Below are 15,350 nucleotides of genomic sequence, written 5' to 3' on the forward strand. Positions count from 1 at the left end.
TGTGCTTCTTCTGCGGCATTCCAACGTCCTCCTACGGCTCAATAGTTTACTTCAGGGAGGACCACTTTTCAGGGGGCAGACCACAATGACACAGTATGCAGCTTTCATTGCAGCTTCTCGAATTGATCGGAACCTGTCGCGTTTGGGGCATGCTGTCAGAACCGAGTATTCAATCCGTTGAAAAGCGCTCCTCGGCTTCGGCGGGTAGCATATTTGTGGCAAGCACCAGAATACGTGGGGGCTAGACACCTATTCCAAAGCAGGAAATCCCACTGCTTCGCAATGTCTTCAATGTCCACGCCGATGGATAACCTCAGCCTTGAATAGACCCTTGACCGTTTCAGTTAGGCTATATCGCAACTGCTGTCGATCTGCAGACAGTAAGTCTCGAGGTCTGCTTTTGACAGCCATGCCAAATAATTGACACATATCGAACAGCCTGCCGCATGGTGAGGAAGCCCACTGCACACATTCACGGAGATTGAGGAACGCAAACAGCACCGGCACGGAAAACAGTCTGCTTATGTTTGTCGCCTAAGAGTTTACTGATGAACATGACGCACAGTTGGCCGATAAGCACGGCTCAACGCCTTCTGACACCTTCTCACACGCGTCGATTCACGGAAAAGCTTCTACAACACCAAATGCAGTGCAAGATTGATGCAACTCTTCCAGAGGTGTTGCAACAAAGCGCCTTGGCGCCGTTTCCACCAACCGATTTTGCTCATGATAAACAAGGTGTCATGGCGGAGGGGATGGGTCTGACGTCCAACCTTCTCCACCTTAAGGGATTGATTTCATTATACAAGATCCCAACAGCTCTCGCTTCAGATCACGAACACCGGCGCGAACCCACCCCCTAGCGTCCTGAAATTTGTGGTCTGGCCTTGATAAAGGCGCGCGGCCACCAGAAGCACCTGCCCATCATAGGTATACAGTCGCACGTCCATTTTGCGCCTCTGGGGTGTCTCGTCGATCTTGATCATGCGCTCGCTGGGGCGGACCAGCGTCTGGGCAACGTATCCGCCTCCCGCGATCTCCGCCCAGACTCCTTTCGTCAGCTTGTCGCCACGATATACCGCCTTGCCACCATGTCCTCCTGTCGGCTTGAAGAACAGGTCCTTGCGGGATTTCCAAAGTGCATCAGCGTTGTCGGGATTGACCAGAACGGTGCGTGGAACGGCAGCAAGCCCGGCCCGAATCCCCGGGTCGACTCCCCATGCCTCAAGTGTCGCGGAATTCGAAAGAAGCGAAAGGTTGCGCTTGTCGGCAAGGAGCGCGTGGTTGTGCGGATTCGGCGTTACGACAACCGCGCCATCACGGTAGGATTCCTGCAATGCCTTGTGCTCGGGCTGGTCAAAGGCGAAATCGGTGACCCGGTTGTAAACGAGATCGATCGTCTTTCCGTCGACGCTGAGCTGACCATCGTCGTAGCTAAGGTGACCGGCGTCGGCGATGACCGCGTCTACCCCTCGTGCCGCCAAAACTTGCCGCGCGAGCACGAACTCGGGATAAAGGTACTGTTCCGGCGGATTGTCATCGATGATGGCGATGCGTTGTGGCGTGCCCCTTCCCCGCTGCCGAATCCATTCGTTCTGGAACATGCGAAACGCCGCGTCCTCGAACGATGGCAGCGCCGGGGGGATATCCATTTCGGCGCAGCACGCGCGCTGCGCTCGTGCAAGAAAGGCATTGAGAAACGCGCCGCCGGCGTTGGTGTTGATTTCGATCAACCGGGGGCCGTCTTCGCCGAGATGAAAGTCGTAGCCCATCAATGCCCCGAGCGGGCCGTGATCCCCCCACGCGATTTCCGGCGCCCAGGAGAGGACCGCGGTCTTGTATGCCTCGAGTTGGGCGGTGGTCTCCACAGCCACTGCGATCGCGCGCATCTCATTGACGGTGGTGGCCGAAAGGAACACCGGCACGTGCGAGAACAGGTGGGTCTTGGGGCCGATGAACGTCTCGAAGAACGCCGGCTCACCTGCCTCCTGCTCCAGCGCCTCGCGCAGCGATGGAAGGTCCAGTGTAACGCAGAAGCAGTTCTTGTTGAGCCGCTCCGTGCGGTCTTGAACCCGCTTCGATGAACTGGAGCCGGGATTGTTCATTGAGGGAAAACCCGACGCTGCGCCATGATCGGGCGCGCTTCAAAGGCCAAGTAATCCATGAATAATCCCACGAACATCGCTCCCAAAGGTGTCGCCATCGGGTTGATCCAAATATGCCGCTTCTGTCCGGCAGCCACAACTGTCACCGGGTGGGCCTCGGAAAACTGAGCAGCCGGTCGCACGGGCAGCTCCGGCCTGCAGCGAAGCTCCATCCCGAAGGTGCCATCAGCGCTCAGCGTGCTTGCGACACATTCTCCTGGTAGGTCCGCTCGCGCTCCGGCCAGGTGCTCTTGATATAGGCGAGCGCAGCCTGGATCTCTGCGTCGCTGAGGACGGCAAAGCCCGGCATGTCGCTCTTATAGCCGCCCCCGACGATGGCGGCCGTGCCCTCCTTGACGATCCGGAACAGGATGTCATCGGGATGGTGCCACGTGTGGCCGTCGGCATCGTGTGGTGGCGCCGGGAGACGCCCGGACGGAAGGGGCGTCTTCCAGTCCGGCTGCCCCTCGAGCTGCGCACCGTGGCAGGACGCACATTGGTCCGCATAGATCTGCCGGCCCTGTTCGATGACTTCTGCAGATGACGCGGCGTTGGATGCGGTCTGGGCATAGTGCCTGCCAGCGAAGACCGCCATGACCAGGCCTCCGACGAGCAACCCGGGCCACAAGATATTACGGAGTTCTTTTCGCATGAGTTGCATGATTGGTGGCGAGGAATTTCTATTGGCTACATGCCGAGGATGAATTTCTGCCAGAGGCGCGACGCCGGAGGCTATGGACATTCCCGTGACCAGCGCCTATCTTTCCGGCATGTTCTCGCGCCTCGTCACCATGCTTGCCGTACTCGCGATCGCCGTCATGACGACGGTGACCTCCGCGCATGCGGCGCGCTTGAGCGCAGAGCCGGATCACTCGGTGCATGTCGGCGAGATGATGCAGGTTGCGGCCGGCAGCGACCGTTCCTGTGACGGCGAACAGCACTGCGGATCGATGGATGCTGGAAGCTGTGAGTTGCTTTGTTCAGGTCTTTTGGTCTTTCTGACATTTCCGAGGGAAGACTCGCCCAGCGTTTACGCGCCTGCCAGCCATGACCTGCCCACCGGTGCAGTGCTTGCCGGTCGGGCACCTGGACTGAACGAACGACCTCCCAAGCACCGTCTCCTCTGATCGCGCGTCCGGGCCGAGGCCCGCGGCGTCCTGTCGGTTTTGATGAACGGGACGAGCTGTCCCGAGGAGACGACCATGAATACCCTTTCACGACGCGGCTTTCTTGCCGCTGGCGCAGCCATGCTGGCCTCTGCGCATCTGCCCCGAATCGCGTCAGCGCAGGGCATCGCCCCGCTGCCCTTGCACGCCGCCAGCCGGGTGCTGGACATCGACGGTCGCGCCGCCACCGTTTGGGGCCTTGCCGGCCCGGCCGGACAGGGCTTGACGCTCGACCCCGGCGCGCGGTTCCGGGTGGATCTGCGCAACGATCTCGATGTTGAAACGCTGATCCACTGGCACGGCCAGATCCCGCCCAACGCACAGGATGGCGTGCCCGACATACCCTTGCCTATGCTCGCACCCGGCGAGACGCGCGCTTATGACTTTGCGCCGCTGCCTGGCACCTACTGGATGCATGCGCATGTGCCGCTGCACGAGATGCGGCTTCTGGCAGCACCGCTGATCGTGCGCAGCGCCGAGGATATCAGCGCCGACCGGCAGGAAGTAGTGCTGTTCCTGCATGACTTCTCGTTCAAGGCACCCGAGGAAGTGATGGCCGAGATCCTCGACGGCCATGGAGGCGGCCACGGCACGGACATGGGCGGAATGGCGGGTATGGATCATGGCGCCATGGGGAACATGCCGATGGAAGGCATGGATCACGGTGCCCTGGGCGGCATGATGGGGATGGGTGCCATGGACGGCATGGCGATGGACCTCAATGACTACGACTGGGACGCCTATCTTGCCAATGACCGCACGCTGTCGGACCCCGAGGTGGTGCAGGTCGAGCGCGGCGGGCGCGTCCGCCTGCGGGTGATCAACGCCGCCGCGGCGACAGTGTTCTGGATCGAGACCGGCGAGGTGCAGGCGCGGCTTGTCGCGGTGGACGGACATGCGGTTCAACCGGTTCTTGGCACGCGCTTCGGCCTGGCCATGGGCCAGCGGCTCGATCTGGAGATTGACCTGCCGAACGAGGGCGGCGCTTGGCCGATCCTCGCGCTACGGGAAGGCGCGCGTGAGCGCACCGGCCTGATCCTTGCCACGCAGGGCGCCGAAATCCGGCGCATCGATGCCGTGGCTGAAGCGGAAGCCCCCGCCTTCGACACCGACCTTGCGCAGGAATCGCGCCTGACCGCCGCCGATGCCTTGCCGGACCGACCGGTGGACCGCAGCCACATGGTGATGCTGGGCGGTTCGATGCAGCCCTATGTCTGGACGATCAACGGCGCCGTCTGGGGCCAGCATCGCCCGGTGACCGCGCAGAGCGGTGAGCGGATCGTGCTGTCATTCCACAACATGTCGATGATGGGCCACCCGATGCATTTGCACGGGCATGTGTTCCAGGTCGTCGGACTGAACGGACGTGCAGTCCGGGGCGCGCTGCGCGACACGGTATATGTGCCGCCGATGTCGATGGTCGATATCGCGCTCGACGCCGGCGAGGCCGCGCGCTGGATGCTGCATTGCCACCACATGCCGCATCTCGAGACCGGCATGATGACCGAATTCGCAGTCAACGCATGATCGGGCAAACCGCCAAGGAGGCGTGAGAAATGGCCAGCAAGACAGATCACCATCACCACAACCACGGCCATGTGCACGATCACGCGCATGACCACGCCGCCGTCGCGCGGGACGACACGCACAAGGTCAAGGACCCTGTCTGCGGCATGATGGTCGACCCGCACACGACCGAGCACAAGGCCGAGCATGCCGGCCGGCCGTATTACTTCTGCTCCGCCGGCTGCCGGGCCAAGTTCCTGGCAGAGCCGGAACGTTACCTCGATCCGGCGACCGCGGCGGCCACGGCAGAGCCGGTGCCCGAGGGGACGATCTATACCTGCCCGATGCACCCGGAGATCCGGCTGGTCGGCCCCGGCTCCTGCCCGATCTGCGGCATGGCGCTGGAGCCGGTGCTGGTCAGTCTCGAGGCCGGACCCAACGAGGAACTGATCGACATGACACGTCGGTTCTGGATCGGACTGGCGCTGACGATACCAGTGGTCGTCCTCGAAATGGGCGGCCATTTTCTTGGCTTGAGCCATTATGTCGGCCAGCTGACCTCGAACTGGCTGCAACTGATCCTCGCAACGCCGGTCGTTCTCTGGGCCGGCTGGCCATTCTTTCAGCGCGGCTGGCAGTCGCTGGTCAACCGCAGCCTCAACATGTTCACCCTGATCGCCATGGGCACCGGGACCGCCTGGATCTACAGCGTCGTCGCCACAGTTGCGCCCGGTATCTTTCCCGATGCGTTTCGCCAGCATGACGGTTCCGTCGCGGTCTATTTCGAGGCGGCGGCGGTCATCACCGTGCTGGTGCTGCTCGGGCAGGTGTTGGAACTGCGGGCGCGAGAGAGCACCAGCGGCGCCATCCGCGCGCTGCTCGACCTCGCCCCCAAGACCGCCCGGATCATTCGCGACGATGGCATGGAGGAGGAGGTTCCGCTCGACAGCGTGCATGTCGGCGACCGCCTGCGGGTGCGTCCCGGCGAGAAGGTGCCGGTCGATGGCGAAGTGCTGGAAGGCCGCAGCGCCGTCGATGAATCGATGGTGACGGGTGAATCGATGCCTGTGACCAAGGAGGCCGGTGCATCGGCCATCGGCGGCACCATGAACCAGTCCGGCGCGCTGGTGATCGAGGCGCGGAAAGTTGGCCGCGACACCATGTTGTCGCAGATCGTCCAGCTTGTCGCCGAGGCGCAGCGCAGCCGCGCGCCGATCCAGCGCCTCGCCGACCAAGTGTCGGGCTGGTTCGTGCCGGCGGTGATCGTGGTCGCGGTGCTTGCCTTCATCGCCTGGTCGATCTGGGGTCCGGAGCCGCGCTTCTCTTTCGGTCTCATCGCGGCGGTTTCGGTTCTCATCATCGCCTGTCCCTGCGCGCTGGGGCTGGCGACGCCGATGTCGATCATGGTCGGCGTCGGGCGCGGGGCGCAGGCCGGCGTGCTGATCAAGAACGCCGAGGCGCTGGAGCACATGGAGAAAGTCGACACCATCATCGTCGACAAGACCGGCACGCTGACCGAGGGCCGGCCCGCCGTCACCGCCATTGTTTCGGCCGCGGGTTTCACCGAGGACGAGGCGCTGCGGCTTGCCGCCAGCGTCGAGCGGGCGAGCGAGCATCCGCTGGCACTCGCCATCGTGCGCGCCGCCGAGGAACGCGGGATCGCGATGGCGCCGGTCGCGGATTTCGACTCGCCGACCGGAAAGGGCGCGCTGGGGGTGGTCGAAGGCATGCGCATTCCCCTTGGCAATGCCAAGTTCCTCGCCGAGCAGGGCGTCGATGTCGCGCCGCTGGCCGATGAGGCCGACCGGCTGCGCGAGGACGGCGCAACCGCGATCTTCATGGGGGTGGATGGCCGCGTCGCTGCCATCTTCGCTATCGCCGATCCGGTCAAGCCCTCGACGCCCGAGGCGCTGGCCGCCCTCAAGGAGCAAGGCATCCGCGTGGTCATGCTGACCGGCGACAACTGGACGACGGCCAAGGCGGTCGCGCGCCAGCTCGGCATCGACGAGGTCGAGGCCGAGGTTCTGCCCGATCAGAAGAGCGCGGTCGTGCAGCGGCACAAGGCTGCGGGCGAGGTGGTGGCGATGGCCGGCGACGGGGTGAACGACGCGCCGGCGCTGGCCGCTGCGGACGTTGGCATCGCGATGGGCACCGGCACCGACGTGGCGATGGAAAGCGCGGGCGTCACACTGCTCAAGGGCGATCTCACCGGCATCGTCCGCGCCCGCCGGCTGTCGGAAGCGGTCATGGGCAACATCCGCCAGAACCTGTTCTTCGCCTTCATCTACAACGCGCTCGGCGTGCCTGTCGCGGCCGGGGTGCTCTACCCGTTCTTCGGCATCCTGCTGTCGCCGATCATCGCCGCCGCCGCCATGGCGCTGTCCTCGGTCAGTGTCATCGCCAATGCCGCGCGTTTGCGGAAGGTGAAGCTGTGATGGCGGTGCCGGGCCTTCGATTCGCTGCTCACCTCATTGTGCGCCGCACATGGACCGTGACGGGGAGACAATGAATCCATGAAGCGAAGTTTGACGATGAGAAACGATCACCGCATCAGCCGGCGCGCCATTCTGGCCGCTGCCGGCGCACTTCCCCTGCTGCTGTCTACAATCGGCCGGGGGCATGCTGAAGCGCTGCCTCTGGTGAGCGTCACAAAGGATCCGTCCTGCGGCTGCTGCGATAGCTGGGTCGCGCATATCGAGGCCGCAGGCTTCCCGGTGCGGGTGGTGGAAACCACCGACATGGACAGCCTCAAGCAGCGGCTCGGCGTGCCGGTCGAACTGGCATCGTGCCACACCGCCGAGGTGGGCGGCTATGTGGTCGAGGGCCATGTGCCTGCCGCGGCGATCCGTCGCCTTCTGGCCGAGCGGCCTGACGCGACAGGGCTGGCCGTTCCTAGAATGCCCGCCGGCTCGCCCGGCATGGATTTTCCGGGCGTCGATCCCGAGCCCTATGAAGCGTTCCTGTTCGGCCCGACCACCCGGAGCTTCGGGCGATTCCTCGGTCCGCGGGAAATCTGACACGGGGCTGACGACATGACCGCCCGGCTTGCGAATGATCCGAAACAGCACTTCGCCGAGGCGGCTTGCCTCCGTCAGCGGGGCTGTCTCGCGGCGTCGGGTGGCGCGCGACGTGAACGTGACATCGCACGGACCCGGCGTGCCGCCGGGAAGGAAGGTGGCGCATGACCGGGCGGGCGCGAGCTGCCTTCGGGGCGAAATGCTGTCGATTGCGCCAGTTTGCGGTCTACATCCTGCTGTTTGCCATCGGCGCCCTGGTTCTGCAGGTCCCGGTACATGCCGGCCCCGGCGGACACGCCATCCACCAGCAACAGGCCGCCGGCACGGCAAGCCACTGCGCCAATCATCACATGGCGGACGACCATGGCGCCGATCAATCGGCAGGCTGCGCGAATGCGGACGGCAGCCCAAATCTTGCGGATTGCTGCCAGACCTGTCTGGCCGCCGCGGTTCTCGTCGCGCCGCCGACGGTCGGCCCGCCCGTGAGCGGTGAGGTTTTCACGGTTGTGCGCCCCGATCCGCACGACCGATCACCGGAAGGCATCCTGAAGCCGCCACGTCTCATCGCTGCGTGATGCGCAGGGATCGCCGCGAGAACGAGAGATGTCTCCGGCCGGTCCGGCGCAAACCCGAAAGACCAGCGAACAGAACGGAGAACCGCGACCCGGAACCCGGGCCAGCGCTCCGGAACCAGAGGATGAAATCCAATGAACCGAACAGCAATCGCAATCGCCCTTACTGTCAGCTTGCTGACGGGCCCGCCAGGCGCTGCCCTCGCGCAGGCCGGGCATGACGCCCACCACCCGGGGACCCCGCCCGCGCAAGTGCAGCAGGCTCCCGCGCCGACGCCTCCCTCGGGCCAGATGACCGGCATGCAAGGGATGATGCCCGAGCAGTGCCGGGCCATGATGCAGGCCATGACCCCGGAATGCATGGGCGCGATGCGCCAGATGATGCAGGGTGGGATAATGCAGGGGATGATGGGCGCGCCAAACGCCGGGGCGGCCCCGGCTAACGAAAGCCTTCCGGATTTCACCCGGGCCTACGTCGAGTCGATGAATGAAATGCACGGACCGATGATGGACGGCGTCATGGCCGACGATCCGGATGTCGCCTTCGTCCGGGGCATGATCCCGCATCATCAGGGTGCGATCGACATGGCGAGGATCGTCCAGCAATACGGGAACGACCCGCAGACCAGGGCATGGGCGGACCAGATCATCGCGGCGCAGGAAGGCGAGATCGCCGAAATGCAGGCATGGCTGGAGGAGAAGGCCGGCGACGCGCCGGCGCCCTTTGCTCAGACCGGCGGGGCCGTCTACTCCGCCAATGAGGGCGGCAATTCCATCAGCGCCATCGATCTCGGCACGGGGGCGGTCGACACGGTTTTGATCCCGGTTGCGCCCCACAACGTCGATCTGACGCCCGATGGCAAGCTGCTGCTGACGGTCGGAGATCCTGCCACCGAGGGGGATCACGGGTCGGACGGGCACGGGCACGGCGCGGAAGGCGCGGCCGAGGGTCTGCTGGTCATTCTCGATCCGCAGAACCTCTCGGCGCCCAAGGCGACCGTCGCGGTAGGCTCGCACCCGGCCCATGTGGTCGCCGACCGGCAGGGGCGCGCTTTTGTCTCGCTGGCCGGCGGCGACGAGATCGCCGTGGTCGATCTCGCAAAGGCCGAGGTCATCGGGCGCATCGCGACGGGGGACTATCCGCACGGCCTGCGGCTCAGCCCGGACGAGACCCAGCTCTACGTGGCCAATGTCGAGGATGGGTCCGTGTCCGTCATCGACACGCAGGCGCTGTCCCAGGTGGCGCGCATTCCGGTCGGAACCGCACCGGTCCAGGTCGGGTTCACGCCCTCCGGCGATCAGGTCTATGTCTCGCTTCGCGACGAAAACCGCGTGGCGGTCATCGACACCTCAACCCGCGAGGTGACGAACAGGATCGAGGTGGGGCCGAACCCGATCCAGATGTTCGCGACCCCGGACGGAGCCTTCGTCTATGTGGCCAACCAGGGCACCGACGCGGAGCCTAACAACACCGTGTCCGTGATCGACACCGCGACCGGCCAGGTCGTGAAGACCCTCACCACCGGCGGCGGCGCCCATGGCGTCTCGGCATCGATTGACGGGGCATTCGTGTTCGTGACCAACATTGCCGACGATACCGTGTCGATCATCGACGTGGGGAGCCAGGAAGTGGTCAAGACCGTACCGGTCGGCGATCGCCCGAACGGCATCGTCTACGGCGGATCGAGCCGGTAGGAAGTGAATGGCGCCGGAGGCAGTTCCGGCGCCGTTTCCATGGCCACTGCTAAAGCTGATCGGCAGGGCAATCCTGGCATTGACACCAGCTACATCTCCATTATTCTGGAGATATGGAAAAGACGGATGCCATCTCTGCCTTGTCCGCGCTCGCGCAGGACACCCGGCTCGATATCTTTCGGCTGCTGGTGCAGGCCGGGAGCGAAGGACGTCCGGTCGGGCATCTCGGCGAGAAGCTCGGCCTGCCCTCGGCCACGCTCTCGTTTCACCTGACCCAGCTAAAGCATGCCAGCCTGGTGACATTCCGCCGTGAGGGGCGGTCTTTGATCTACACTGCCAACTTCGAAGCGATGAACGGGCTGATGGCCTATCTCACGGAGAACTGCTGTGGGGGCGATGCCAGTGATTGCGCCGTCAGCGCCGCTGCCTGCGATCCGTTCAGCAACACCAGGATCAAAGAGGGCACCGACGTATGAGCGCGAACTACACCGACATCATAATCTACCACAATCCAGAGTGCGGAACTTCGCGCAACACACTAGCCATGATCCGCAACTCCGGGATCGAGCCGCACGTCATCGAGTATCTCAAGACTCCGCCCACGCGCACGCTGCTGCAGCAGCTCGTCGAACGGATGGGCGTCTCGGTTCGGGACATCCTGCGCGAGAAGGGCACGCCCTACGGCGAGCTTGGTCTCCACGACCCCGACCTGACCGACGAGCAGCTGCTGGATGCGATCGAGGCTCACCCGATCCTGATCAACCGACCCATCGTAGTCACCCCGAAGGGCGTCAAGCTGTGCCGCCCCTCCGAGACCGTCCTCGACCTCCTGCCGCCTCAAAAGGGAGCCTTTACCAAGGAGGATGGCGAGCAGGTCACCGATGCTGCGGGTAACAGACTCGCCTGAGACGACAGGAAATTTCCCATGACCAGTGCAACACCGCCGGCACGCCGGCTGTCCTTCCTTGACCGCTATTTGACCGTCTGGATTTTCGCGGCGATGGCGCTCGGCGTGTTCCTCGGGACCGCCTTCACGAGCCTTCCCGCCGCGCTCGACGCGATGTCAGTCGGGACGACGAACATCCCGATTGCGATCGGCCTCATCCTGATGATGTACCCGCCGCTCGCCAAGGTCAGGTACGAGGAGTTGCATCGCGTCTTCGCCGACAAGCGCGTGCTGGTGCTCTCTCTGGTTCAGAACTGGATCGTCGGACCGACGCTGATGTTCGCGCTCGCCGTGATCTTTCTGCGCGACTACCCCGAATACATGACCGGCGTGATTCTGATCGGGCTGGCGCGCTGCATCGCGATGGTTCTGGTCTGGAACCAGTTGGCCAAGGGCGACAACCAGTATGTCGCGGGCCTCGTCGCCTTCAACTCGATCTTCCAGATCCTGTTCTTCTCCACCTACGCCTGGTTCTTCCTGTCCGTCCTGCCGCCGCTCTTCGGGCTGGAGGGCAGCGTCGTCGATGTCGGGTTCTGGACCATCACCGAGGCGGTCCTGATCTATCTCGGCATTCCCTTTGCGGCCGGATATCTGACCCGCCGCATCCTGATTGCGCGAAGGGGTCCCGAATGGTTCCAGGATGTCTTCCTGTCGAAGATCAGCCCGATCACCCTCATCGCGCTGCTCTTCACCATCGTCGCGATGTTCAGCCTGAAGGGCGGCGACGTGCTGCGGCTGCCGTTCGATGCGCTCCTGATCGCGGTGCCGCTTGTCATCTACTTCGTCGTGCAATTCGTGATCAGCTTTTTCATGGGGAAGCTGATCGCGGGCGACTATCCGCGCACGACGGCGATCGCCTTCACCGCTGCTGGCAACAACTTCGAACTGGCCATCGCCGTCGCGATCGCCGCCTTCGGTCTCGCTTCCCCGGTGGCCTTCGCCGCCGTGATCGGGCCGCTCGTGGAGGTTCCGGTGCTGATCCTGCTGGTGCATGTCGCGCTTCGGCTCGGCGGCCGCTGGTTTAGCGACTCCGCGCCCGCCGTCCCCGCAGTAGCGGCCGGTCGGCAGTAGGAGGGCAGTCATGCGTTTTCGTACACTACCCGACCCTGACCATCTGCCGGCCCTGGACTGGCGCTTCGTCCAGGAGCACCCGGCGGTCGGACTGGGGCCTGAGGACCACATGCCGCGGATCCTGCTGCTCTACGGATCGCTGCGGCCACGCTCCTACTCCCGGCTGGCGACCGAAGAGGCGGCGCGGCTGCTGCACCTTTTCGGCGCCGAGATCCGCATCTTCGACCCTTCGGACATGCCGTTTCCCGACCAGATTGCAGGCGATGACCACCCCGCGATCCACGAGCTGCGCGAGCACGCGATGTGGTCCGAAGGCATGGTCTGGTGCAGCCCCGAGCGGCACGGTCAGATCACCGGCCTGATGAAGGCGCCGATCGACAACCTGCCGCTCAACATGGGCGGGATGCGCCCGACGCAGGGGCGCACGCTTGCAGTGATGCAGGTGTCGGGCGGCTCGCAGAGCTTCAACGCGGTCAACACGCTCCGCCTTCTGGGCCGTTGGATGCGGAGGAGCGCCCCGGCGGCGCCTGGCGTCATACATGGGACTCGCTGCGCCTGTTTTCGCCCGCGGGTTACAGCTCGCTTCCCGGCTGGCCGATGCCGCCAAGCCAGGCGAAAGGCTTTCCGACACGGAACGAGGTGATCGATTATCTGACCCGCTACGAGCGCCGCTATGGGTTTCCGATTGAACGCCCATGCGAAGTAGAAGCCGTGGAGCGCGACGGCGAACGGCTCCGTCTCCGGCTGAAGGATCAGAGCAGCCTCACGGCACGCGCGGTCGTCAGCGCCACCGGGACGTGGGGCGCGCCTTATGTTCCGGATTACGCTCGCCAGGAGCTCTTCAGCTTCATTCGGCGCACTACCGAAACCCGCAGCCATACGCCGGCAAACGGGTGCTGATCGTCGGCGGCGGCAATTCCGGGGCCCAGATTCTCGCCGAACTGAGCGAGGTCGCCGAGACCATTTGGGTCACGCTCAAGGAGCCGGTCTTTCTGCCTGATGACGTCGACGGCCGGGTCCTTTTCGAGCGCGCCAGCGCGCGCGTGCGCGGAGACGTCGATCAGGTCGCAACCACCACGCTGGGCGACATCGTCATGGTCCCGCCTGTGAAGGAGGCAAGAGATCGGGGCCTGCTCACTGCCGTCCGTCCCTTCCAGCGCTTCACCGCGACCGGCGTGGTCTGGCGGGACGGGACCGAGACGCAGATGCGGTCCTGTGGTGCACGGGCTTCCGTCCTGCAACCGAGCACCTTCGGCCGCTCGGCGTCGTCGAACCCCATGGGCGTATCGAGGTCGTCGACCAGCGTGCGGTCGAGGAGCTGCGGCTGTGGCTGGCGGGCTACGGAAACTGGACAGGTGCCGCGTCTGCAACGCTGATCGGCGCAGGGCGCACGGCGCGAGAGCTGGTTCTCCGGATCAAGGATGCTCTTGCCGACGCAACCCTGACGTCCTGACCGCACTTGCGCTGGCGAGCTGCCATTCTCGCATGTGATGCGCCGATGATGCTCAACGACCTCCGCAGGTTCTCGCCTGCTCACGCATCACCGCATAGTCGCTCATCATCTCAGCAATGGCCGAGGGCGCCGGTAGCAGCATAAGCTCGTCAGCCGCCCGCGCCTGGCGCTCGCGGCTGTACTCGACGACGGGAGGGCACACCGCAAGCCCGCCCGGCTCAGAACCGACCGTCGCGCAGCCGCTCAGCAAGCTCGTCGCGATCGCGAGGGCGGCGAGATGCCGCTTCCAGCATCCGGCGTTGGACGTCATTGATCTTCTCCGAAGTTTCGAGACGTTCGGCGAGGCGTCCCGCTCGCTCGCCGGACCGCCGAAGCGCAAGCAGGAACAGGAGCACTGTGAGCGCGATGGCGCCGTAGCGCAGCGCCGCCCGCATCCACGGGCCGGCGGCGATCCCGGTGATGAGCGCGGCGATCACCGCCGCCCCCGCTTCCAGTCGTCGAGGCGGGCGTAGATCGTGACGCCGATCCCGCCGAGCGCCACGGCGATGAACGCCCAGCGCAGCGTGTCGAGATAGGGCACGAGCGGCAGGATGGCGGACTGCGTCTCGGCCAGGACCTTCTGCGCCATTTCGACACCCGCGGCACCCAGCGTTGCCACGCCGGCGGCGCCACTGCCCTTTATCGTACGGCTGTCTGCCAGGACCTCCCGCGCGGGCGGCGTTTCCGCCGCGAACGCCGTCGTCCGTACCGGGAAGCGCTCGCCCCATTGCCGAGCTGGACCGAGATCGATGTGCATGAAGCCCGAGCGCGGGTAGAACCCGAAGCCAAGGAAGCCGACGGCTCGGGCGGCAGCCTCGAAGGCGACCGGATCGTGGTTGGCCATGGCGATGTCGAAGGCCGTGCCGTCCATGTGCTTCGAGCGTGGCGCGCCGCCGACGGCCCGGTTATGCGCCAGACTGCGGTAGGCCGAACGGACGATGAGCGGCTTGCCAAGCCGGTCGCGCAGCGCCTGGAGCTTGTCGAGCGCTTCCTCGTTTATCCGCAGGGAGCCGCTGCCTCGGCAGGCGATCTCGGCAGGGCTGAAATTCTTCCAGCGCCACGAGCGCTCGGGCACGTCGCGCCAGTGCTTGTAGGTCATTGTCGTCATCGCAGGTCTCCAGGCACAAAAAAGCCCGCTCCTCGGCGAGGGCGGGCGGTGGTCTGATGGGTCGGGCGGATGGGTTAAGGCGTCGGTCCGAAGAGCTTCAGCTTGATGGCGATGCCGGCCATCAAGGCGAGCAGGACGCCGGTGGTGATCAGCCGCACGGCGGTCTGGACGGCCGTCTGTTTCGCGAGCCGGAAACCCGCGAGCAACGAGCGAAGATCACGGATGTCCTCGGCGGCATCCTGGCCATCGAGGCCGACCTCATGCAGGGCGCGCCGCGCACCCGTCTCGGCTGCGCGTGCCAGCAGCGCCTCGAACTCGGTCTCGGACATGCGGAACTGCTCGTTCGCTTGCAGCGGCGTCATAGCGGTTCTCCCGGAGAGTCTGGTTTTGGCTCGCGGCTTTGCCGGTGGCCGCTCAGGTCGCCACGCCGGACTCGCACAGCAGGGTGATGAAGCGGCGGCGGCGCTCCATGTCGGCGGCGGTGCGAATGTTGTAGACGGTGCCTGAACGTGTCTCGATCAGCCGCCAAGTGGGAGTGATGGTGGCAGTCTCGGCATCGAAGCGCACGATGATCAGCGCCGGCTGCACCTCCTGCAGGCGCGACGCAATGACCGTCTCGCCGCCCTTGGAGGG

At 64.8% G+C, this 15,350-nt stretch carries 18 protein-coding genes; 12 read left to right on the plus strand and 6 right to left on the minus strand.

Annotated features, from left to right (window positions below; translation table 11 throughout):
- Positions 1–827: 827 nt before the first annotated feature.
- Positions 828–2,105, minus strand: coding sequence for an ATP-grasp domain-containing protein (locus tag ACFO1V_RS04095; protein ID WP_374834292.1), 1,278 nt, complete (start codon positions 2,103–2,105; stop codon positions 828–830).
- Between the two features lie 232 nt (positions 2,106–2,337).
- Positions 2,338–2,739, minus strand: coding sequence for a c-type cytochrome (locus tag ACFO1V_RS04100; protein WP_163464899.1), 402 nt, complete (start codon positions 2,737–2,739; stop codon positions 2,338–2,340).
- Positions 2,740–2,890: 151 nt separating this feature from the next.
- Here ACFO1V_RS04100 and ACFO1V_RS04105 point away from each other — a divergent pair, with 151 nt between their 5' ends.
- The 12 genes from ACFO1V_RS04105 to ACFO1V_RS04160 all read left to right on the plus strand — a co-directional run bounded on the left by ACFO1V_RS04105 (position 2,891) and on the right by ACFO1V_RS04160 (position 13,493).
- Positions 2,891–3,271, plus strand: a complete 381-nt coding sequence (locus ACFO1V_RS04105) for a hypothetical protein (RefSeq protein WP_203561093.1) — start codon at positions 2,891–2,893, stop codon at positions 3,269–3,271.
- A 75-nt stretch (positions 3,272–3,346) separates the two neighbouring features.
- Positions 3,347–4,837 (plus strand): multicopper oxidase family protein, encoded by a 1,491-nt coding sequence (locus tag ACFO1V_RS04110; RefSeq protein ID WP_374834289.1) that lies wholly within the window; start codon positions 3,347–3,349, stop codon positions 4,835–4,837.
- 29 nt (positions 4,838–4,866) lie between these two features.
- Positions 4,867–7,251 (plus strand): heavy metal translocating P-type ATPase, encoded by a 2,385-nt coding sequence (locus ACFO1V_RS04115; protein ID WP_374834287.1) that lies wholly within the window; start codon positions 4,867–4,869, stop codon positions 7,249–7,251.
- A gap of 78 nt (positions 7,252–7,329) precedes the next feature.
- A complete protein-coding gene (locus ACFO1V_RS04120) occupies positions 7,330–7,833 on the plus strand; it encodes a DUF411 domain-containing protein (RefSeq protein WP_445438791.1) in 504 nt (167 codons plus the stop codon).
- Between the two features lie 164 nt (positions 7,834–7,997).
- Positions 7,998–8,408, plus strand: a complete 411-nt coding sequence (locus ACFO1V_RS04125; RefSeq protein WP_183333630.1) for a hypothetical protein — start codon at positions 7,998–8,000, stop codon at positions 8,406–8,408.
- A 132-nt stretch (positions 8,409–8,540) separates the two neighbouring features.
- Positions 8,541–10,100: a CopM family metallochaperone gene (gene copM / locus ACFO1V_RS04130; RefSeq protein WP_263568232.1), complete on the plus strand. Its 1,560-nt coding sequence runs from the start codon at positions 8,541–8,543 to the stop codon at positions 10,098–10,100.
- Positions 10,101–10,213: 113 nt separating this feature from the next.
- Positions 10,214–10,576: an ArsR/SmtB family transcription factor gene (locus ACFO1V_RS04135; RefSeq protein ID WP_374834285.1), complete on the plus strand. Its 363-nt coding sequence runs from the start codon at positions 10,214–10,216 to the stop codon at positions 10,574–10,576.
- On the plus strand, positions 10,573–11,007 hold the full coding sequence (gene arsC, locus ACFO1V_RS04140; RefSeq protein ID WP_374834283.1) for an arsenate reductase (glutaredoxin): 435 nt from the start codon (positions 10,573–10,575) through the stop codon (positions 11,005–11,007). The genes ACFO1V_RS04135 and arsC overlap by 4 nt, the downstream gene beginning before the upstream one ends.
- An 18-nt stretch (positions 11,008–11,025) precedes the next feature.
- On the plus strand, positions 11,026–12,117 hold the full coding sequence (gene arsB, locus ACFO1V_RS04145) for an ACR3 family arsenite efflux transporter (protein WP_374834281.1): 1,092 nt from the start codon (positions 11,026–11,028) through the stop codon (positions 12,115–12,117).
- 10 nt (positions 12,118–12,127) lie between these two features.
- Complete coding sequence (locus ACFO1V_RS04150; protein WP_445438790.1) at positions 12,128–12,760, plus strand: NAD(P)H-dependent oxidoreductase; 633 nt, start codon at positions 12,128–12,130, stop codon at positions 12,758–12,760.
- Positions 12,757–13,017: a hypothetical protein gene (locus ACFO1V_RS04155; RefSeq protein ID WP_374834279.1), complete on the plus strand. Its 261-nt coding sequence runs from the start codon at positions 12,757–12,759 to the stop codon at positions 13,015–13,017. The genes ACFO1V_RS04150 and ACFO1V_RS04155 overlap by 4 nt, the downstream gene beginning before the upstream one ends.
- Positions 13,011–13,493, plus strand: coding sequence for an NAD(P)/FAD-dependent oxidoreductase (locus ACFO1V_RS04160; protein ID WP_374834277.1), 483 nt, complete (start codon positions 13,011–13,013; stop codon positions 13,491–13,493). Before ACFO1V_RS04155 ends, ACFO1V_RS04160 begins: the two co-directional genes overlap by 7 nt.
- A 295-nt stretch (positions 13,494–13,788) precedes the next feature.
- Here the strand turns inward: ACFO1V_RS04160 and ACFO1V_RS04165 are convergent, their stop codons facing one another.
- The 4 genes from ACFO1V_RS04165 to ACFO1V_RS04180 all read right to left on the minus strand — a co-directional run.
- Positions 13,789–14,046, minus strand: coding sequence for a hypothetical protein (locus ACFO1V_RS04165; RefSeq protein ID WP_036709847.1), 258 nt, complete (start codon positions 14,044–14,046; stop codon positions 13,789–13,791).
- Positions 14,043–14,717 (minus strand): YcbK family protein, encoded by a 675-nt coding sequence (locus ACFO1V_RS04170; RefSeq protein WP_374834275.1) that lies wholly within the window; start codon positions 14,715–14,717, stop codon positions 14,043–14,045. Before ACFO1V_RS04170 ends, ACFO1V_RS04165 begins: the two co-directional genes overlap by 4 nt.
- 74 nt (positions 14,718–14,791) lie before the next feature.
- On the minus strand, positions 14,792–15,079 hold the full coding sequence (locus ACFO1V_RS04175) for a DUF6127 family protein (RefSeq protein WP_144897598.1): 288 nt from the start codon (positions 15,077–15,079) through the stop codon (positions 14,792–14,794).
- Positions 15,080–15,131: 52 nt separating this feature from the next.
- A partial coding sequence (locus ACFO1V_RS04180) for a phage head completion protein (RefSeq protein ID WP_380075063.1) occupies positions 15,132–15,350 on the minus strand: 219 nt, incomplete at its 5' end.

Source organism: Daeguia caeni (genome assembly GCF_042653845.1).
GTDB lineage: Bacteria > Pseudomonadota > Alphaproteobacteria > Rhizobiales > Rhizobiaceae > Brucella > Brucella caeni.